This is a genomic window from Calyptranema fuscum S582 (assembly GCF_055793305.1).
On record NZ_JBSLYH010000039.1, the window covers coordinates 23,052 to 43,866 of the forward strand.

Genomic DNA, 20,815 nt, shown 5'->3' on the forward strand with positions numbered 1-20,815 from the left:
TCACCTGTGTATAAATGAATAAATCTTATCGGAAATATTGCGTGGTGTGACTCTGCCATACCACGTAATATTTCCAATTCCACAAACTTTAAATTTAAGGGTCAGAACTGACGGATTTGGATGATTTGGGGGGCGCTCCGCGCCCCCCAAATCATCCAGTGGTGTGGCTTTTTATAAACCGTGCGTTCGTCCTAATGTTCAAATATATTTTGATATTGCAGCAGGTCAAGTGAAACTATCGTAGGTAAGCATTTAAAGCAGTGTTCCGCCAGTTCAAACCGTTCTTCGCGTTTTAGCATATCAATCAGTTTGAGGCGAGCTTGGAGCAGATAACGGACATCGTTAGCCGCATAGCGAAGTTGCTCGGTTGATAGTGCGGCAACGTTCCCCCAATCGGAGCTTTGAGCCGTTTTATCTAACTCGACTTGGGCAAGCTCTTGCACCAGGTCTTTAAGCCCATGACGAGAGGTGTAGGTGCGTGCCAGCTTGCTGGCAATTTTGGTGCAAAAGACAGGACTCACGGCAATGCCTAAATAATGCTGTAGGGCTGCCAGATCGAAGCGGGCAAAGTGAAACACTTTGAGGATTTGAGGCGATTCAAACAGCGTTTTGAGGTTGGGTGCCGTGGTTTGCCCTTTGATAATGCGAATTGCGGTCACCTGGTTATCGGGATCACAAATCTGCACGAGGCACAGGCGATCGCGTTGGGGCAATAAACCCATGGTTTCGGTATCCACGGCGATCGCATCTGCTTTTAGGTATTGGGCAAGACGATCATCCGATAGATCGCGATCGCAGACTTGAAAATCCTCAAACTCCATTTTGAATGGCTCCCTAGCGACGGCGGACAAAAATTTGGGTAAAGAAATATTCTCCTCGATTTGAAACCGTTACACCAATGCCGGTTAAATCAAAGCGATCTTCAATATTGGCGCGATGGCTGGGGCTATTTAGCCAACCTTGCACGGCTCGGCTTGCCGGATCGATGTACCCCTGATTAAACGCCACATTTTCCCCAATGCGGCGATAACGCATCTCTCGACCAATCCGTCGTACGCGTTGGTCAAAGCCACTATGTCCCACCCGAACTCGTCGATCTGCCATGTCCTGACTATGGGCACGGGCTTGCTGACTCAGCCAGTCATCCAGCTCAAGGGGTGGTAGATCTAAGGTGGCGCGATATTGATTGATCTGTTGGTGAATCGAGTTTTCTAAATCCGCCGTTGTCCGAGGGGCTGGACGGGGCGGGAGTTCAGTAGAAGGTCGCAGGTGTGGATCGGACGGGGAAGGAGTGGCAGGAGTTTGAGCAAGCACGGGAACCGGCAGAAGGATAGAGATGGCGATCGCCATCCCCATCCCCCACCGAGTAAAGAGACTCAGCATTACTGCAAATCAAGAACTTTCGCGACAGTTTGCACGTCTTTATCACCCCGCCCAGAACAGTTGATCACAATCCGAGGGCTGCCAGAAAGGTGTGGGCAAAGCGTCTCTAGATAAGCGATCGCATGGGCAGTTTCTAAGGCTGGAATAATGCCTTCTAATCGTGATAGGCGCTGAAACGCATCCAATGCTTCTTGATCGGTGACGCTGTAGTACTCTGCCCGACCGGAATCTTTCAAAAAGCTATGTTCGGGGCCCACTCCCGGATAATCAAGTCCAGCGCTGATGGAATGGGCTTCGATCACCTGTCCGTCGTCATCTTGCAGCAAGTAACTCATTGCACCGTGCAATACCCCAATTTTGCCTTCAGTCAGGGTGGCTGCGTGTTTGCCCGTACTGACGCCTTCACCAGCGGCTTCTACCCCAATCATACGGACGGTGGATTCGCCAAAAAACTCGTGGAATAAGCCCATCGCGTTCGAGCCACCCCCCACACAAGCCATCAGAATATCTGGCAATCCACCCCACTTTTCTTGACATTGGGCACGAGTTTCTTGACCAATGACTGTATGGAAATCTCGCACCAACATGGGATAGGGATGAGGACCGGCGACCGAACCGAGGATGTAATGGGTCGTTTCTACATTGGTCACCCAGTCGCGAATTGCTTCTGAGGTGGCATCTTTGAGGGTTCCTGTACCCGCCTCAACGGGATGCACAGTTGCACCCATCAGCCGCATCCGGAAGACATTCAGCGCCTGCCGTTCCATGTCATGAACGCCCATATAAATCACGCATTGCAAGCCAAAGCGAGCGCAAACGGTTGCCGTAGCGACACCGTGCTGCCCTGCCCCGGTTTCTGCAATGATGCGCTGTTTGCCCATACGCTTTGCTAACAGCACTTGCCCCAGGGCATTGTTAATTTTGTGGGCTCCGGTATGGTTCAAATCTTCCCGTTTCAGGTAAATCTGAGCGCCTGTGCCATCGGGGCGAGCATAGTGCGCGGTTAACCGTTCGGCAAAATAGAGGGGGCTGGGTCTACCGACATAGTCGCGCATCAACCCTTGCAGTTCTTGCTGAAATTCTGGCTCATCTCGATATTGGTAAAATGCCTGTTCTAACTCGCTTAACGCTGGCATCAGCGTTTCGGGCACATATTTACCACCAAAGCGCCCAAACCGTCCGAGTGCATCAGGGCGTTGAGCAGAGGTGTTTGCGGTCGTAGAGGGGTTGATGGGAAATGGCGTTAGAGTCACGGTGCGGATGCAGATAGCAGAACAGCATTCATTATACGAGGTATATCGGGTGACTGGTTTTCACTCTGCTAAAAGCATCCGGCTTGGCGTCGAACGCGCTATTCTTGATCCAGATTCATGGATCCTTACAAAATTAAAACCCATCACTTTTTGGGAGAGTGCGGCAGAGCCGCACTCTCCCAAAAAGTGGCTTATGTTAAATCGTTTGGGATTTTATGGCAGCGTCTAAATCCAAATCATCCTCTGGCAACTCTGGGAACGATCGCATGGTCTATTCCGAATTTGGCAATGCTGCCAATCCCAATGCGTTCGAACGACCTGTGCAAGAATTGCCGCCGAATCAGCAAAATGTCAGAATTCAGGCATCTCGCAAAGGACGCAAGGGGAAAACGGTAACGGTGGTGACGGGCTTTCAGGCGAAGCCAGAAACGTTGAATGGCTTAATGAAGCAACTTAAAGCATTGTGTGGTGCGGGTGGCACGGTCAAGGAAATGGAAATCGAGATCCAGGGCGACCACACCGAAAAAATTCTGCAAGCATTAGTAAAGCTGGGTTACAAGGCGAAAATTAGCGGCGGCTAAGTTAGAGATTTTTGTGACGCAGCTTCGCTACGTCACAAAAATCAGCCATGCTTAATCACGGTATGAATTTGAACGTGAAACCAAAGGTTTCACGTTCAAATTCATGCCCAAAATTAGCAAGGCTTAAAAATCTCCTGATGGATAGGGCTAGAGTTTTCCGAGGAAATCGACCAGAGGTTTGAATTGGGGAACCAGATCGGCGCGGCTAGTAACCAGAGTGGGGTAAGCGCGATCGCCATAATGTTGCCCAATCTGAAGTGGAAAAATCGGGTCGGCTTCCAGAGGAGTCCAGGTAGCTCCAGCGGCTTGAGTAATTGCCCAAACGGCAGCAATATCCCAAATTTTGGGAGTGGCTTCTACCCCACCCACGGTGGCACCCACGGCGATCGTCAGCAAGTTATAACTGGCGACGCCCAACATTCGGATTTTGCACGGAAATGGCTGCTGCAAGACGGCAATACTGCGGGCACACAGGTTAAAAAAGTGATTGCCGGTGGGGTCGTCGGTAGTAGCGTGGATCGGTTCGTGGTTGAGAAATGCGCCCGTTGGTCCTGTTAAGCCAGAATCGCCATACCAAAACCCATGAAATGCCTGATGCAGCGGCGGCAGATACACATACCCAAATACAGGGGTGCCGCGATAGAGCAACCCGATCGAAATTGCCCAAATCGGTAGCCCTCTGGCAAAGTTGGTGGTGCCATCTAGCGGGTCAATAATCCAGCACCAGTCCGTGTTGGGAAAGGTATGTTCGCCTTCCTCACTCAGAAGCCCGTGATCTGGGAACGTGTGGGCGATCGCCTTGCGAATTTCATCATCTGCCCATTGATCGGAACGCGTCACCAGGCTCCCGTCTAATTTTTGTGACGCTTGCACATGCCCAAAATCTTGCAGCAGTTGCGCACCGACTCTGGTAGCTGTGGCTTCGGCGAAATTGAGAATCTCAGTCCAAAAATCAGGCATTGGGTGTGGAAGATAGGATGGAAGTAATTTGACTGGTTTAGGAATAGTGGAGGGCTGAAGCCCTCCACTACTCCCAAGGCTCTAGTCTTTGAGTTGGATGAAAATGGCTCCTCGGCGCAGGTTCGTTTCACTGCCATAGCTCGTCAGCGTCAGCGATCGCACATGGTCTAACAACGGTTGAGCCGCGACATTGAACAAGCGCAGAACGGGTAGTTTTTGCTGCACCAGACCGTTGACCGTTTCCCAGTCGATATAGAGATAGCCATCATTTTTATCCGCCAGAGCGGCGATCGCCTGTCGCATGTTGGGCGTTTCGACAAGCGGGGGCGGGGTTGTCTGAAGCGCCTGGTTCATGGCATCAACCGAGGTGGCAAAAATTTCATAGTCGTCGATCGTGGTATGAACTCCCCGGACATCGGCTTCTAAGGCAACGGTTTGCGGCTGTTTTGAGCGAGATCTGGCAGCCTTCATTGCCAGCTTCGTCCAGGCCGTGACCTCCTGGTCGCCTAAGGTCAGCGTTCCGGCACTTAAGCCCTGCTTTTGGGCGATCGCATCGAGATTTTCAATCCCGGCGGGACTGGTTGGCGATCGCCTGGCAGCAAACACCCAATCCGGTGGGTCATTCCCGGAACGGGGCAATAACCCCAGAGCATAGTCGTCGTGTACCCACTTAAACACATCGCTGGTCGGATCAATCTGCCAACGGTTTTTTAATACCGCCAGAGGTTGATTGACCAGAGCATTCAGCGTGTCATACCCGATCAACCCTGTAGAAACTTGATTCCACAACGTTTCCAGATCATCACCCGCTGCCATCACCGCACTACTGGCTGGAATAAATTGGGTTGCCCCAACCGGACCAGACAGGGCTGGTTTGGTTGGACTGAGATGTTGTCCGTAGGCAGTCAACAGAGCCGTGTCTGCCAGCAATCCTTGTCGATCCAATTCCAGCGCCACGACCAGGCTGTCATATAAGCGAGAAACCTCATCCGGGGCAGTGTCACCGGCAGTCTCCGGGGTACCCACGGTTTCCCCCAACCATGCGCCCAACTCCGGTAGATTGGCAAAGACTAAGCCCACTTGCTGATCAGGCAAACTGGTCAAAGCATTTTGGTAGGTCGTGCTGCTATTGAGGCTGAGGTCAGCTGCCTGAACGTTGGTAATGGCATCACGCAACACTTTGGGATAGTTGGCAAACAAAACAAAGCGATCGCCCACAACTGCACTCGCCAGGGTTGGTGTCAGAGAGGGGGATGCAGCTGTCGGAGGTTTGGTTTTAGTATTGGATTTGCTACTCGGTTCCTGGGGTTGAACGGGCTTGCCGTAGATAATCTTGACCCCAGACGATTGCTCAAACACCAGATCGACTCCGGCAACGGCTCGCTTTTGCCAAAAGAGTTGCAAAAATTCGCGCGATCGCTCTGGATTTTTAGTGGCAAGTGCCAGCAAATACCCTGGCTGCTGACCATTCTCGCGATCGCGATCGACATCAGCCGTTGTCACTGCCAGCGTCAGTTCATCTCCCAGCCAGGGTTGAATATCGTCTTCATAGGTCAACCCCGTTTTTGCCAATATATTGCGTTTGAGTTGATCTAACTCGGCTTCTGCCTGTTTGCGTTCCCCCAGCGGGGCGATCGCCAAGCGAAACAATTCTAATTTATCGGGATTGACCAACAGAGACACCATGGCTGGAGCCTGTTTGGGAATAAAAATCGCGGCAGCAGGGCTAGCTTTGCCCGCTCCCTGCAACACACTCAAGGGATTGTTGGACGTTAACCAAAAGAAAATACCGACGCTTACCGAAAATAGCGCAACGACGACGGCAGTAAGGATATAGAGAAACGACCGAAACTTCATTGAAAGCCTACGAACATAACCCAACTAAGAGTTTATTACTGGGAGACCCCTGTCGCGCCAGACGCAAGAAATATTGAGATGTTTTTTATTGCCTTACGCGACAAAAACGGGATTCTTCCGTTATCTCACTGTGACGAGTATCCCTTGAAATGCGTTACGGTCTAAGACAGTGGCTCTACTAACCTGAAATCGTTCCCACCCTCTCATCCCACTATCCTATGCAGACTGTTCCTACCCCTCCGTCTATTGTGTCGGCTTGGCGGCGTCTCAGAAGTCAGGAAATCAACTGCGAGCAGGCACTTAAATTGCTGGTCAATGACCAGGGAATCGTTAATCTTTATTTATTAGACCGAGAAGTGAGCTATCGCTTCTTGAGAGAATTTCCCGATGCCCAAACGTTACCGCCCGTGGTGCCGCTATTGTTATGGCGTAACTGCTATTACCTGGGCAGCCCGGTCGAGCTTTCTCCGATCGAAATTAAAAAATTGAGCGATCGCACGTTTACTGAGATCAAAATTGTGGCGATCGCCGAGCGCAGCTACCGCGCCTGGTTTCATACCCATAACTTAGACCACGACCGGATCAGCTCCGATCCACTGGTTAACCCATTGACGGGTGAAGTTGAGTCCGAAAATATTGTCGAAGTCACGGAACTTTACCTGTCTAAAGCGGTTGACCAAATTAGCCGGATCAAAACAATTATCTCTGGCGCACTGAGAAATCGAGCCAGCGACATTCACCTGGAACCTACTACCGAAGGCTTACGAGTTCGCTATCGGATCGACGGCATTCTGCGCGATATCACCACCTTGCCGATGGAAATTAGTCGCAAATGCATTGTGGCGCTCAAAGTCATGTCCGATATGGATATTGGCGAAAGCCGTCGCCCTCAAGATGGGCGGATTGGCGAACGCTATGCGGCTGGGCAAGAACTCGATCTGGGGTTAGATATGCGGGTCAGTACCCTCCCCTGTGTGGGTGGAGAAAAAGCTGTGATCCGACTGCTGCCCCGGCAAAATCCGTTTAGTTCGATGGACGAACTCGGCTTTACGGCTAAAACTCTGGAGGTTTACAAACATTGGCTAAAGCAACCCCAGGGCATGATCATTTTCACTGGTCCCACCGGATCGGGGAAGACCAGTACGCTCTATACCAGTCTGCAAGAAGTCTCTACTGAATTTGTCAATGTTGTTACGGTTGAAGATCCGGTGGAATATGTGTTACCCCGCATCACCCAGACTCAGGTTCATGAACCCGCCGGAATGACCTTTGCGGCTGGACTCAGAGCCATTCTGCGGCAAGACCCGGACATCATCATGGTGGGTGAAATTCGGGATGGAGAAACGGCAGAAACGGCTGTTCGAGCTGCCTTAACAGGGCATCTGGTGCTGACAACCCTACATACCAACGATGCCCCCAGTGCTATTCCTCGGCTGAAGGACATTGGTCCTGACCCCGGATTGATTAGCGATGCATTATTAGGAATTGTGGCACAGCGTTTGGTGCGCCAGGTCTGCCCTCATTGTGCCGAACCGTATACGCCCAGCGATCGCGATTTAAGGGTTTTGCAAATCGACCTGAGCCATGCTAATCCTAAGTCCTGGCGTAAAGGACGAGGGTGTTCTAAGTGTTTTCGATCAGGGTATATGGGGCGTGAAGCCATTATTGAGTTATTAAATGTAGACGATATGATTCGTCAGATCATTTATGAGGGCACAATGACTCAACTACACCGCTATCTGCGAGAAATCGAATTTGATTCGTTTAGAGTTGCTGCGATTGAAAAAGTCACTAGCGGGATCACGACTGTCGAAGAAGTGTTAAGAGTCCTGCCGCACAGTGCTTTACATCGGCGTATCCATGCTGGAACTGCCCAGATCAAACCATTGAATACCGCAACGGGCAGTTAGGATCGTGAAGTTCTCAAGTTGAACGAAATATAGATCTAAACCATGGCTTCTCAGCCCAGCCTTGCTCGCCGTCGTTTTGCTCAAAAGCTACCACTCCGACTGATTTTGGTAGTTCCGTTTGTGTTACAAATCTCGCTGGCGGTTGGTTTAACGGGATATCTCTCGATACAAAATGGGCGACGAGCAGTTAACCAGGTGACGGTTCAACTGCGGACTGAAGTTGTGGCGCGCATCCAGGAGCGGTTGGATAAATTCCTAGAAAGACCCCATTTAATCAATCAATTCTGCGATGATGCGATTCGTCGCTTTCAACTGTGGAACCCAAACGACATGAGCGCTTTACGCAGCTACATGCTCTGGCAGCTGCAACAATTTCCTACGGTCAGCTACATCAGTTTTGGGGGTGAACAAACTGAATATGCAGGGGCAGGTCGCAAGGCGGATGGCACGCATGTTGTAGAAACCATGGATCGTTCCAATGGGTTTGTCGATACGATTGTCAGTGTTGACCAGGATGGCAACCCCATGGGAGACACGGAAACCTACCCCGACTATGACCCACGGGTTAGACCCTGGTATACCTCGGCAAAAGCGGCTGGCAGACCTGTTTGGAATGACATTTACCAATATTACATTGAAGCTAATTTAGGGATTTCGCTGAGTCAGCCGTTTTACGACTCGTCTGGTACCTTTCGAGGAGTTATCAGTACCGATGTTTATCTATCAGATATTAGTGACTTTCTCAAACATCTGAAGATTGGACAATCGGGAGAGACGTTTATTATTGAGCGGTCGGGTTTAATTGTCGCCTCGTCTACCGCTGAAAAACCCTTTATCGAACGTCCGAATAGTGAAGAGACAGAGCGTTTGGCAGCCGTTGATAGTCAGGTCGAACGCATCCGAGCAACGGCTCACTATTTAGATCGTTATTTTGATGGGTTTGACCATATCAACCAGAGTCAGCAACTCTCGTTTCAGCTCAATGGGCAACGTGAATTTGTCCAGGTTGCGCCGATTGCTGTGGAGCAGGGGTTGGATTGGTTGATTGTGGTCGTGGTGCCTGAATCCGACTTTATGGGGCAGATTCAGGAAAATACAAAAATCACGATTTTCCTGTGTTTGCTGGCACTGGCGATCGCAATTGGGGTGGGTGTGATCACCAGCAAATGGATTAATCGGTTGATTTTAAATGTGGTTAATGCTGCCGATGCGCTGTCTGAAGGGGAATGGACGGAGCGGGTGGCAGAGCCTCGATCGGATGAACTGGGACGGCTTGCCCGAGCCTTTAACCGCATGGCAGAGCAGTTACAGGAATCATTTTTAAAGCTTCAGTACCATGCTTATCATGATCTCTTAACCGGGTTGCCCAATCGGGTCGCGTTAATGAACGGACTGGAAGACGCGATCGCTCAGGCACAACAAGATTCAACCTATCGCTTTGCTGTTTTATTCCTTGATTTAGATAGCTTTAAGCTGATTAATGACAGTCTGGGGCATATTATAGGCGATCGCATTTTGATTGCTGTGGCGCAGAGACTCCAGCGCTATCTGGGTGAAAATGCCATCATGGCGCGCTTTGGTGGCGATGAATTTACAATTCTGCTAACCGCCGTTCAGACCATTAGCGACGCTACTCAAATTGCGGACGAAATTGATCAAGCGCTCAGATCTCCTTTTGAAATTGATGATAACGAGGTGTTTGTCAGTGTCAGCATTGGCATTGTTTTGAGCACCGCCGAAGCCCGCACCCCAGAACACTTTCTGCGAGATGCAGATATTGCCATGTATCAGGCAAAGTCGGAAGGTAAAGCACGCTATGAAGTATTCGACACCCAGATGCATACTCAAACAGCTGAACGGCTTCAGATCGAAACGGACTTGAGACATGCTCTGGAGCGAGAACAACTGGAGGTTTACTATCAACCCATTATGAACACCGATAGTCGCTGTCTGGTTGGGTTTGAAGCCCTATCACGTTGGCGGCATCCCATCCGGGGATGGATTTCTCCAGGCGTCTTTATCCCAATTGCAGAAGAAACCGGGTTGATTGCGCGCATCGACCAGTGGGTGTTGCGGCAGGCGTGTCAGCAAATGTGCCACTGGCAGTCGCAGTTTTCGGTGCTGCAACCGGAATTTGTCAGTGTTAACTTATCTGTCCGACAACTTTTACAACCTGATCTGCTCGAACAAATTGACCACATCATCGAGGAAACCGGGTTGCCCAGAAGCTCTCTCAAGTTAGAAATTACAGAGAGTATGCTGATCCATAATTCCGAAGCCATCAATGCCAAATTACGGCGTATTCGGGCATCTGGTATTCGGCTCTGCATTGATGATTTCGGTACGGGCTATTCGTCGCTCAGCTACCTCAACCGTTTTCCCCTCGATACTTTGAAGATTGATCAATCGTTTGTCACCTGGCTAAAGACCAACGACGACAAAACTGAGATCGTCAGAGCCATTATCGTTTTGGCTCATAGTCTGGGGATGAATGTGGTGGCAGAAGGGGTAGAAACCAATATTCAGCTGGAACGGTTGGATAATCTGGGTTGCGAACAAGTCCAGGGGTTTTTATTTGCCAGGGCGTTGTCAGCCGAGGCAGCCACAGAGATGTTGAATGCTTACAAACCAGTCTAACTTGATTAATTCATATTAAAGCTAGGGCGTGTTTTAAAACGCGCTAAGAGGGTTGTTTTTTCGTGCGCTTCGCGCACGAAAAAACGACTTTTAAACCAGACGCTGGCAACCCCTAACCATTAGTTGGCGATCGCAGTGGGTTGACCTTGTGCGGCAATGGCTTGAGTCAGCACTTCCAAAGCTTTAGCATATTGCGGATCGTCGGGGGTGCCCACCAGATCGCGATTGCCGATTAACTCTTGACGTTGTTCATCGGTTAACTCAATCACCACATCAGGTGAAATGCCTTCATGGTTGATGTCTCGCCCGCTGGGTGTCAGATATTTAGCAACCGTTACGGCTAATCCGGAGCCATCCCCTAAGCCTCTGACCGACTGCACTAACCCTTTACCAAAGGTCTGGGTACCGACAAGTTGGGCGCGATGATTGTCTTGCAATGCACCTGACAAGATCTCGCTGGCACTCGCAGAGCCGCCATCGACCAGCACCACCAGTGCCTTATCTGTGATCGCTGTGCCATTGGCTGTTTCTTGATCAGAAATGCCCTGGCGATCGACGGTTGACACGATAGTGCCTTCATCAATCCACATACGGGCAATATCAATGCTGGCGTAGAGCAAGCCCCCCGGATTGCCGCGCAAGTCTAAAATATATCCGGTCGCGCCCTGTGATTCTAATGCCTGAATGGCTTCGCGCATTTCATCCGCAGCGTTGGCACTAAATTGGTTGAGACGGATATAGCCCAAATCGCCCGAAGGTCCTTGCTGCAAGCTATAGCGCACCGGATGGAGTTCAATCCGGGTTCGTCTCAGGGTGAATTCCATTTCTTCATTGTCTCGCCGAATCGTCAGCGTCACTTCAGAATCGGCTGGACCCCGAATTAAAGACACAGCCTGATTGACATCCATTCCCTCGGTGATTTGACCATCAATTTTGGTGATCACGTCTCTGGCTACAATGCCAGCCTCAAAGGCAGGGGTATCTTCTATTGGGGAAACAACGACGAGCTCTTTGGTTTCTTCATCTTGAGCCAATTGAATACCGACCCCAGTCAGTTCACCAGAGGTATCAATTTGCATATTCCTGAATTCTTCAGGATCCATGAACCGAGTGTAGGGATCGTCCAACTGCTCCAGCATTTCCCGAATAGCCACATAGGCTTCTTCGCGGGTGCTGTAAGCCCGACCTAGATAGTCTCGACGGACTTCTTGCCAATCGACCTGGTTAAAGGTGGAGTCCACATAGTTTCGATCAATTAATTGCCAGACCTCGTCAACGAGTTCTTTAGGACTCTCCTGTAAAAAAGCTTGGCTTTGGGAGAGATGCAGCCCTGCGCCAGTAATGGTTATGGCGGTTACTGCAACTGCTGTAGCACCTAAAACGAGTCCGCGCTTAGTAATTGACATGTTCTCTGGTCTAACTGAAGAGAAGGGTACGCCCAATCTAACATACCCTGAAGCAGACGGCATCACAGAAGATGGGAGATCGATAAAAATTCTGTAAGCGTTACGGGTCTTAAGGATCAACCCACCGACCATCGGCTTTGATCAGGTTAATTAATTCATTGACCCCCTGATCTTCGGGCACTCGTTTAATCTCTTCTTTGCCCCGATAAAGCGAAATATATCCCGGTTGTTTGCCCACATAGCCATAGTCGGCATCTGCCATTTCACCGGGACCATTGACAATACAGCCCATAACCGCAATGTCTAAGCCTGTTAGATGTTTGGTCGCTTCTCGGACGTTGTGCAACACATCTTCCAGGTTGAACAGCGTGCGTCCACAAGAGGGGCAGGCGACGTATTCGACCATCGTTTTGCGCAACCCCAGGGCTTGCAAAATGCTATAGCAAACAGGAATCTCTTTTTCAGGTGCTTCTGTGAGAGACACCCGAATGGTGTCGCCGATGCCTTCAGCGAGTAAGGTGCCGATGCCAGCGGTGGACTTGATGCGACCGTATTCTCCGTCTCCTGCTTCGGTGACGCCCAAATGCAACGGATAATCCATCCCCAGTTCATCCATGCGATACGCCATCAGGCGATAGGCAGCTAGCATCACCGGCACTCGTGATGCCTTCATGGAAATGACGATGTTACGAAACTCTAAGGATTCACAAATGCGGATAAATTCTAAAGCAGATTCGACCATCCCCTCTGGGGTATCGCCATAACTAAACAGCATCCGCTCGGCTAGAGAGCCGTGATTGACGCCAATCCGCATGGCTTTACCCTGATCTCGTAGAGAAACCACTAGGGGTTCTAAGGTTTCGCGGATTTTGTCGCCAATCTCAGCAAATTCAGTTGGGGTGTATTCGGTGCGGTCTGCCTTGGGCTTTTCAAACACATACAATCCTGGATTGATGCGCACCTTATCGACATGTTTAGCCACTTCGAGGGCAATCTTCATGCCGTTGTGGTGAACATCGGCAACCAGCGGCACAGGTTGGTAGGTTTGAATCAGCTTTTGTTTAATGTCGGCTAAGGCTTTGGCGTGCGCCATGCTGGGAACCGTCACCCGAACGATTTCGCAGCCAATTTCATGCAATCGCCGGATGCCTGCGACTGACCCATCGATATCCAGGGTATCTTCGTTGATCATGGACTGGACGACCACGGGATATCCACCACCAATGGTGACACTGCCAACCTGCACAGGGCGGGTTTTGCGACGATGAATGGTCGGATCAGTACCGAGATACACAGATGAAGCGGTTGGTGTGGATGCGATCGGGTTTGACAGAGTTTGCATAGCGAATCAGGGTTTAGGGTTTGGGGTTTAGGGCGAGGCAGATAAAACAGTGAGACGTCTGGACTTATCTCATCAACCTCTGGAACGTCATCCCTATATCAAGCAGTCTGCTCTGTTCTCAGATTGCCATAGAGCGGGTACGTTTGGTCAATTCTGCTCGTTAACAGTTGGTTAAGCTGGGCGATCGCCACTATCCCTTCACGCCGCTACCTGTTTCAGTAGGGACAATATAGCGTTGCATGAAGGCAAAGAACAGCAGGATCGGTGCAATCGAGATGACCGATCCGGCAGCAATTAAGCGCCAATCTAACGAAAATGCGCCAGCTAGTTTGGCTACGCCTAAGGGCAGGGTGTAATATTCCGGACGATCGAGGACGATCAGGGGCCAGAGAAAATCGCTCCAGGAGCCGATGAACACGAAGATTGCCAGGGTTACCAGAGCTGGACGAATGCTGGGGAGCATGACGAACCACCAGATTCCTAATTCTGAGCAGCCATCCATGCGAGCAGCTTCTTCTAATTCTTTAGGAACTCCCTGAAATGCCTGTCGCAGCAAAAAAATGCCAAAGGCAGAGGCGATCGCCGGAAAGATTAACCCCAAATAGGTGTTGCGCAAGCCTAACTGCACCGTCAAGATGTAGAGCGGGATCATGACGATTTGGAAGGGGATCAAAATCGTTGAGACAACCAACGTCAGGATGAGCTCTCGTCCCTTAAATTCCAGTCGCGCTAAGGGATAGGCGGCTAACGAACACAACAATAGGTTGAGTGCCACGGTTAAAAAAGCAATCAAACTACTGTTGAATAAGTAACGTCCAAACGGATTGGTTTGCCAAACGGTGACGAAATTTTGCAGCGTCGGCTGTGAGGGAATCAATTGGGGTGGAAATTGAAAAATATCTTCCGTGGGCGATTTGAAGGCAGTGCTGACCAGCCAGATTAATGGCAGCAACATCACCAGGGCGATCGCCCCCAAGACAAGATAGAGCCAAAGTTTTTTCATTAGCCCACAGTCTGCACCGCATCATGCTGAGGATGGATCGTCTTACCCTGTTGTAAAGAGGCATACAGACGGTTAAGAGCATTCATATAAGCTTGAGCGGACGCGACAATGATATCGGTATTGGCACCATGTCCGGCAAAAATTCGGTCTTCGTGCTTCAGGCGAATGGTGACTTCGCCGATGGCGTCAATGCCTGCTGTGACAGATTGGACAGAGAACTCGATCAATTGGTTGGGAATATCCACTACCCGATTAATCGCACGATACACCGCATCTACGGGACCTGTGCCGATGGCAGCGTCGGTTAGCTCATGCCCTTCGGGTGTTCGCAGGGTAACGGTTGCCGTTGCTTTAGCATGATCCCCGCAGGAAACCTGGACATGCTCTAAGCGAAACCGTTCGGCAACTTGCTGAATCTCATCATTGGCGATCGCTTCTAGATCCCAATCCGTCACGTCTTTCTTTTTATCTGCCAGTTCTTTAAACCGGAGAAACGCTTTATTCAATTCCTGGTCTGCCAGCTCGAACCCCAATTCTTTTAGGCGAGTCCGAAATGCATTCCGCCCCGAGTGCTTGCCCAAAACGATTTGATTATCGGTCAAGCCGATCGACTGAGCATCCATGATCTCGTAGGTGAGTTTGTGCTTGAGCACCCCATCCTGGTGAATCCCCGATTCATGGGCAAAGGCATTGGCACCCACGATCGCTTTGTTGGGTTGCACTAACATGCTGGTGAGATTGGACACCAACCGCGAGGTTTTATAAATTTGGCGCGTATCAATATTCGTCAAGGATGCTTCCGATTCAGGGGGACGTCCTAAGAAAGGATTGTAGTATTGCCGCCGCACATGCAACGCCATCACCAGTTCTTCTAAGGCAGCATTACCCGCCCGCTCGCCAATCCCGTTGATTGTGCATTCCAACTGGCGTGCCCCGTTTTTCACCGCTTCTAAGAAATTGGCAACGGCTAGCCCCAGATCGTTGTGTCCGTGAACTGAGATAATTGCCTGGTCAATATTCGGTACATTTTCTTTAATGCCCCGGATCAGTGCGCCAAATTCTGCCGGAGTGAGATAGCCAACGGTATCCGGAATATTGACGGTGGTAGCACCCGCTGCGATCGCCCGTTCCAGCACTTGATAGAGAAATTCTGGATCGGATCGGCCGGCATCTTCCGGTGAAAACTCGACATCATCAACAAATGACTTGGCGTACGCCACCATTTCCGGGGCAATTTCCAAGACCTCGGCTCTGGACTTGCGCAGCTTATATTCTAAGTGAATGTCAGAGGTAGCAATGAACGTGTGAATGCGCGGATGTGCTGCCGGTTTGAGTGCGTCTGCGGCAGTTTTGATGTCTTGTTGGGTGGCTCTAGCCAGCCCACAGATGGTCGGACCTTCTTCTGTGCCAACGAGCTGAGCAATTTTGTTGACGGCTTCAAAATCTCCAGGGCTAGCAAAGGGAAACCCTGCCTCGATCACATCTACCCCGAGCCGAGCCAGTTGACGGGCGATCGTTAGCTTCTCTTCCACGTTGAGCGTGGCTCCAGGAGACTGTTCTCCATCCCGCAGCGTGGTATCGAAGATAATGATGCGGTCTGGCTGATATCGGGTTTTCATGGCAGATTATCCAAATAGTTCTGTTAAGGGTACAAAGCGGGAAGAACAAGGCACAAAACACCGAGCAGAGGTGACCGGGCGATCGCCTGGGTAGATAATATTGGTTTGAACAGCTGTGTGTAGGCGTTTCAAAAAAAATCACCGCAGTTGAAGCACAACTGAAGCACACCCGTCAGAGGCGATCGCTACCGTATGAAAATTATCATAGCGTTCAGATATGCAGGGATTCTGCTCCTACATATACTCTGATAGCAGAGTTCTACTATTCTACTGGGGCGAATGATCTATACTTTGCAGCAGCAAAAATTTGGAAGGGCGATCGCGATCTCTCAGGATTAGACATTGAATAAGATGGAATCATTGTGGGTGACAGCACACCCTGCCTTTGCCCAGAGCAAACGTTTGAGGTTTAAAGCGGCTTATACTCCTGGGGATTCGCGGTAATTAGAAGGATGAATAGAACCATAAAAAATTAAATTTGAGCGCATTGAAATTAAATATACAGAAATCAATAATTAGCATAAAAAAAGAAAGCGAATCGCACGCAACGGAGTCCTTGTTAAGCGATGATGCTCGTTAAGCAATAATGCCGTTGTCCAATTTTTCAATTTGATCGCGAATGTCGTTGAGATCGATATAGCGATCGGTGGCATTGCGAAGTTCACGGGCAATCATCCCTTCGGTAGACACCACCGTTATGTGAGTACTTTTAGACCGCAACAGTTCGATCGCCCTCTCAAAATCACCATCGCCACTAAATAGAATGACCCGGTCATATTGATCGACCGTATTAAACATATCAACCACAATTTCTATGTCTAAATTTGCCTTCTGAGAATAACGCCCTGAATTGTCATCGTAGTATTCTTTTAGAATCTTGGTGCGCACTGTGTAGCCCAGGCTAATCAAGGCGTCACGGAAACCTCGTTGATCCTGAGGATCTTTTAGCCCTGTGTACCAGAATGCATTGACTAATTGAACATCGGGATCATTGGTAAAGTGCTCCAAAACTCTCCGTGGATCAAAAAACCAACCGTTTTTTTGCTGAGCGTAGAACATATTGTTCCCGTCTACAAAAATTGAAAGACGGTTCATAGAAATTGTCATATAAGCTAAGACCTATACTTTTATCAGATAATTAATGCTTAAGCCTCAAGTCTAGCAATAAGTCTTTAGCCTGACTGATAGCTTGGTTCATGGCTAGATTGTCCATACTTCCGTTGAGAAAATAGAAATGGGTTGGATAAAAGGCAATGCTCTGATAGAAAAACTATCTTGAACTCATCATTAAAGATAGCCTTGATTGAGATAGATCTGGTTCACCATGGGTTAGATACCAGCGTTGGTATAAACCTATAGCCATTAGCTACGTTATGGGAGCGAACCCTTTATTGAAATTATGCCTACTTTATTTGAAATAATTGCATTAGATATAGCAGTCCAAACAGTTTATGGAAATGTCTAGTAAGAACGATGTCTGCTTTTGCTAGGAGATAAATTTCTAAATCTCTAGCGAGTTGTTTGATACCTGGCGGAATACAACTTTCGATTAATAGCTTGGAAGATGAAAAAATGATAGAGATGCCATCTATCTGGGATTTTTACCCCTGATTTTCAAATTCTGCCCCTTATTTATTACACGACATACGGACATGGAGCTAGCACACCTACATAAACCTGGCAATATTTTTTGCAGAAATATTGCCCCAGTCCAACATAATGAAGCTCTAAAATTTGGTGATCTACATAACTTTTTGAGCTTGACCCCTCTAAGACAACTCTTAAATACTATAGCTATCTTATTTAAATCCGGTTTAGATCCAGGGGCATGAGATAGATTTTTCCTGCTCTACGATCACACAATTCATTTCAAAAATCAAACAAAATTCCTGTTTTAGCCATCTTGGTCAGGATCATATAGCAGTCATAAATGAGTTGTAAGATAAGCGGGTTATGAGAGACGCACCCCTTTGGGGTGCGTCTCTCACAGTTCATGTGGGATAACTATAGATGGAACTAAACCGGAGATTTATTTTTGTCAGCACAACATTGCCACACTCGCCCAAATAAACGTTCAGGGTTTATTTCAGTTGAGATCCGTAGTGGGTAAACAACAGGCTAGATGAGAGGTTGGTTATTGTGTGGCAGGCACATAAACCATACTTTTCCAGGAAACGCCATCCCATTTCAAACATGATTTGGGCAAGTTATTGGGTGTGAGATTGAAAGTAGGCAAAGTCTGCTCTCCACTACATACCCTAACTATGCAAAAGTCAAATAGCAACACTATCAGTTAGGTTGTCATCATTAAACATAAAATTTCAAAATCCTGCATCGCCCATACAACAAACAGCAGAGAATTTTAGATCTAGCTTTTAATTGTGCTGAGCAACTTAGACCACAGATTAAATAACTTGCAATTCTGTTTGAGAGAGCGATGACATAGCCATCGCTCTCTCAAACAGAACTATATTTTATGAAATTCATGACCTATTCAACACCGAGAAGTTAGTTTAGAGTGTTATCGATAATGAGAAGACAATCCTATATTGCTTTCCTATTATAAGAAGTCTTATGGATTCTTAGCACCACTTTTGCTAAATAGGAGTCAAACGGTTTCTCTGAGAAGAGTTGCGGAGTTTCTGTTAATGGATAAAATGCGGATTCATATAAGGTTTCGACATCTATCTCACACTCTGTGCTGGTGAGCTGTATGAGTCACGGGCAGCTGGTTTTAGCTTATTTCTAAGCTCATCTGGCACTGCGTAGCACTTCGCGCCTGAATGGATTACGGTTATTAAGCGCGCGCGTTCCGCGCGACTCTTTCAATACCTTGTACTTCATGTAATTAAGAATTGCTATAAGCTTTGGGTTAGTGCCAGATCAGATATTGCCGGGTTCATGGAACGAGTGTTAGTTTGGAACCGTCACACAGTAAGAATCTGGATGACCCCAGTGAGCGGTCTGGTAATGCTTATGATGAAACTGAGTCGGCTCAACGTGGTGCAGAAGTCTTAGCCTTCTTCCCGTTGAGCCAACTGAAACCCATATAGCAATCTCAAAAAGTAGTGATTTTTTGTGGCGCGGGCGTCGCCCGCGCCACAAAAAATCATTACACGGATACCACTACCTCAACTGTGTAATTTATGTTACATCTGGATGAAGGGGTTGCATCATGATCAAGGGTTTACCTCAGACAGATGACACATTCAATAAAATCTAGCTATTTATTTTCGTTTCGACAGAGCAATATTGCTGTAATGTATCCCATCACATCCCGACTCTAGTTAAATCCGTGAGCTAAACCGGCTGCATCTACTACATTTCATCCTGCATCTACTATATTTCATCCAGTATTGAATTTTATCCAGTGTTGCTCAAGAGTCTTTAAATTGACGGTAGCAATCGTAACCTATCTGACTATCCGTTATGAAGTGCTTCACGTGGGGTGTATCTACACTGCTCCGGGATACTGGTCATCGAACTAGGTTACGGCTGTGATAACGATTTGAGACTTCATTTGTATTTGGTCTGAAATCATCTTCCTCTCGATGAATTAGAGAAGAGGAAAGTTTTGTTGTGAAATTAATGCTTTCTGCACAAAGCCGTAATTACGTTACTTAACGAACAGTGCAGTAGTTTTTGATAACCCGCGATGAGGATTCTATGGCGAATCGATCGAATCGACTCTGGCAGAGTAGTCTGAAAACCCGATGGTTTCGGGGGTTTATTACAGGTTTAAGTTTTGTTTTATTAATTGGGTTGCTAAATTCTGCGGCGATCGCCCAAACGTCCATTAATCAAGGGCGGATTGCTGAAATTTTGGATGGCTCTCAAGTGTATATCCAACAGAGTCAGGCACGTATTAATGATGTGGCTAGCCGGGGACAGCAGGTGAGCACAGGTAATTCCAGAGCCCAGGTCAGCTTTAATACTGGGGCAGTGGCTCGATTATCTACGAATTCTGTTTTAACGATTGGTCAATGTGCCAACCTACAACGGGGTGTGCTATTGGTCAATGGTGCGGTCAACGGTTGTACCAGTTCCGTGACTGCCGGGGTGCGGGGCACAACCTATATTATGGAAGTTGATGACGAAGGCGAAGAACGCATCCAGGTGTTAGAAGGTGAAGTAGTGGTGTCGCCTGTCAATCCAAATAGCTCAGAGGCATCTACGCTGGTTTCTCCGAGCGAGTCTGCATCCGAAGAGTCTGTTTCTGACGAATCGTCGGTAAATCCTACTGATATAGGCGATCGCCCTAGTTTACCTGGCTTGCCTCAGAGCAATGCAGATGCCGAAACAAGTACATTAGAGGAACCCATTGTGCTGACTGCCGGTCAGAAAATTGCGACTCGTCGAGGAGAACGGTTAGGCGCAGTCGAAAACCTCTCGGCAGATGACTTTATTCGCATCCTGACTGGCGTCTTGTTTGACGGATTTGCCGAAGAGTTACCGGGAATGTCACATATCCAAGATGCCTTCCAGGAGCTGTTTCCAAATGTTCCCTTTCCAACGGGAGGGGCACCAGATTTACCGATTAACAGACCTAGAATGCCACGTTTCTAAAATAGTGCTAATTTTAGCGATGACATTGAGCGCAAACCCTTTGGTTTCGCGTTCAATGTCAACCCGATATTCAACAACGCCCCGATCATGTTCATTGGCAACTGAGAAGCCATTGCCCTTGATTTGATGGTAAGAAATTGATGGTAAGAAATCCAAGTATTCCAGGCTCATGAAGTAGGGTTGTATCGGGAGTGTTGATGCAATGTCTCTGCAAGAGAGTCGCTCGGGGGCAGGCAATCAAACAGTGGTCGGCAAATAATAGTTTTATAGAAGCATTTGAGAAGGCTAAAGTAGCCCT

Annotated in this window: 15 protein-coding genes; 5 read left to right on the forward strand and 10 right to left on the reverse strand. The window is 48.6% G+C overall.

Annotation, left to right across the window (positions count from 1 at the left end):
* Nucleotides 1–191: 191 nt before the first annotated feature.
* The 3 genes from ACR6Z4_RS22855 to trpB are packed head-to-tail and all read right to left on the reverse strand — an operon-like array spanning nucleotide 192 to nucleotide 2,636.
* Entirely contained in the window at nucleotides 192–821 is a 630-nt protein-coding gene (locus ACR6Z4_RS22855; protein ID WP_479719637.1) for a ribonuclease D, read from the reverse strand.
* A gap of 13 nt (nucleotides 822–834) precedes the next feature.
* Nucleotides 835–1,383: a CAP domain-containing protein gene (locus ACR6Z4_RS22860; RefSeq protein WP_479719638.1), complete on the reverse strand. Its 549-nt coding sequence runs from the start codon at nucleotides 1,381–1,383 to the stop codon at nucleotides 835–837.
* Nucleotides 1,383–2,636: a tryptophan synthase subunit beta gene (gene trpB / locus ACR6Z4_RS22865; RefSeq protein WP_479719639.1), complete on the reverse strand. Its 1,254-nt coding sequence runs from the start codon at nucleotides 2,634–2,636 to the stop codon at nucleotides 1,383–1,385. Before trpB ends, ACR6Z4_RS22860 begins: the two co-directional genes overlap by 1 nt.
* 215 nt (nucleotides 2,637–2,851) lie before the next feature.
* On the opposite strand from trpB, the gene ACR6Z4_RS22870 reads away from it, so the two are divergent.
* Nucleotides 2,852–3,217: a translation initiation factor gene (locus ACR6Z4_RS22870; RefSeq protein ID WP_479719640.1), complete on the forward strand. Its 366-nt coding sequence runs from the start codon at nucleotides 2,852–2,854 to the stop codon at nucleotides 3,215–3,217.
* Between the two features lie 147 nt (nucleotides 3,218–3,364).
* Here the strand turns inward: ACR6Z4_RS22870 and ACR6Z4_RS22875 are convergent, their stop codons facing one another.
* Together ACR6Z4_RS22875 and ACR6Z4_RS22880 are read right to left on the reverse strand one after the other, a co-directional pair.
* Nucleotides 3,365–4,177 (reverse strand): inositol monophosphatase family protein, encoded by an 813-nt coding sequence (locus tag ACR6Z4_RS22875; RefSeq protein WP_479719641.1) that lies wholly within the window; start codon nucleotides 4,175–4,177, stop codon nucleotides 3,365–3,367.
* Nucleotides 4,178–4,258: 81 nt separating this feature from the next.
* Nucleotides 4,259–6,034 (reverse strand): DUF3352 domain-containing protein, encoded by a 1,776-nt coding sequence (locus tag ACR6Z4_RS22880; protein WP_479719642.1) that lies wholly within the window; start codon nucleotides 6,032–6,034, stop codon nucleotides 4,259–4,261.
* A 218-nt stretch (nucleotides 6,035–6,252) separates the two neighbouring features.
* On the opposite strand from ACR6Z4_RS22880, the gene ACR6Z4_RS22885 reads away from it, so the two are divergent.
* A complete protein-coding gene (locus ACR6Z4_RS22885; protein ID WP_479719643.1) occupies nucleotides 6,253–7,944 on the forward strand; it encodes a GspE/PulE family protein in 1,692 nt (563 codons plus the stop codon).
* A gap of 42 nt (nucleotides 7,945–7,986) precedes the next feature.
* Nucleotides 7,987–10,581 (forward strand): bifunctional diguanylate cyclase/phosphodiesterase, encoded by a 2,595-nt coding sequence (locus ACR6Z4_RS22890; protein WP_479719644.1) that lies wholly within the window; start codon nucleotides 7,987–7,989, stop codon nucleotides 10,579–10,581.
* 119 nt (nucleotides 10,582–10,700) lie between these two features.
* Here the strand turns inward: ACR6Z4_RS22890 and ctpC are convergent, their stop codons facing one another.
* The 5 genes from ctpC to labA all read right to left on the reverse strand — a co-directional run bounded on the left by ctpC (nucleotide 10,701) and on the right by labA (nucleotide 17,058).
* Complete coding sequence (gene ctpC / locus ACR6Z4_RS22895) at nucleotides 10,701–11,987, reverse strand: carboxyl-terminal processing protease CtpC (RefSeq protein ID WP_479719645.1); 1,287 nt, start codon at nucleotides 11,985–11,987, stop codon at nucleotides 10,701–10,703.
* Nucleotides 11,988–12,096: 109 nt separating this feature from the next.
* Complete coding sequence (ispG, locus tag ACR6Z4_RS22900; protein ID WP_479719646.1) at nucleotides 12,097–13,329, reverse strand: (E)-4-hydroxy-3-methylbut-2-enyl-diphosphate synthase; 1,233 nt, start codon at nucleotides 13,327–13,329, stop codon at nucleotides 12,097–12,099.
* Nucleotides 13,330–13,519: 190 nt separating this feature from the next.
* On the reverse strand, nucleotides 13,520–14,332 hold the full coding sequence (locus tag ACR6Z4_RS22905) for a carbohydrate ABC transporter permease (protein ID WP_479719647.1): 813 nt from the start codon (nucleotides 14,330–14,332) through the stop codon (nucleotides 13,520–13,522).
* Nucleotides 14,332–15,951 carry a 2-isopropylmalate synthase gene (locus ACR6Z4_RS22910; RefSeq protein WP_479719648.1) on the reverse strand — a complete coding sequence of 540 codons (1,620 nt, stop codon included), beginning with the start codon at nucleotides 15,949–15,951 and terminating at the stop codon, nucleotides 14,332–14,334. The genes ACR6Z4_RS22905 and ACR6Z4_RS22910 overlap by 1 nt, the downstream gene beginning before the upstream one ends.
* Before the next feature lie 576 nt (nucleotides 15,952–16,527).
* Nucleotides 16,528–17,058 (reverse strand): low amplitude/bright protein LabA, encoded by a 531-nt coding sequence (gene labA / locus ACR6Z4_RS22915; RefSeq protein WP_479719649.1) that lies wholly within the window; start codon nucleotides 17,056–17,058, stop codon nucleotides 16,528–16,530.
* 1,811 nt (nucleotides 17,059–18,869) lie between these two features.
* Here labA and ACR6Z4_RS22920 point away from each other — a divergent pair.
* Both ACR6Z4_RS22920 and ACR6Z4_RS22925 read left to right on the forward strand, forming a co-directional pair.
* Nucleotides 18,870–19,004 carry a hypothetical protein gene (locus ACR6Z4_RS22920; RefSeq protein ID WP_479719650.1) on the forward strand — a complete coding sequence of 45 codons (135 nt, stop codon included), beginning with the start codon at nucleotides 18,870–18,872 and terminating at the stop codon, nucleotides 19,002–19,004.
* Between the two features lie 613 nt (nucleotides 19,005–19,617).
* Nucleotides 19,618–20,517, forward strand: a complete 900-nt coding sequence (locus ACR6Z4_RS22925) for a FecR family protein (RefSeq protein WP_479719651.1) — start codon at nucleotides 19,618–19,620, stop codon at nucleotides 20,515–20,517.
* Nucleotides 20,518–20,815: the final 298 nt, after the last annotated feature.